Source organism: Catenibacterium sp. AM22-6LB (assembly GCF_003435615.1).
Classification (GTDB): Bacteria; Bacillota_I; Bacilli_A; order Erysipelotrichales; family Coprobacillaceae; genus Catenibacterium; species Catenibacterium mitsuoka_A.
This window is the reverse complement of sequence record NZ_QTUM01000121.1, coordinates 504-764: the sequence shown is the minus strand read 5'-3', so window position 1 is coordinate 764 and position 261 is coordinate 504. Positions and strand designations below refer to the sequence as shown.

General features: G+C 33.0%; 1 pseudogene. It reads left to right on the top strand.

What is annotated here, in order from left to right:
* Window positions 1–51 precede the first annotated feature (51 nt).
* Window positions 52–261: pseudogene (locus DW269_RS12505) on the top strand (IS110 family transposase); the annotation flags it as partial.

Here is a 261-nt window from a genome sequence, read left to right as displayed (position 1 = left end):
ATTCTAGATTCCATTAAACACTGCAATATCGAAACTGATCAAAGGTTTAAAATGAATGAATCAATGATTCATATGGAAGAATTACAAGTCCATATTAATAACTGTGAAATCGAAATAATGAAACGTGCAGCACCAATGTTCGATCAATTCATGCACATCATCCAACTACCAGGTATCAGCACTTTATCTGCAATTCTTATTATTTCAGAAATCGGAGTAGATATGAAACAATTCGAATCAGATAAACAGCTAACCTGTTGG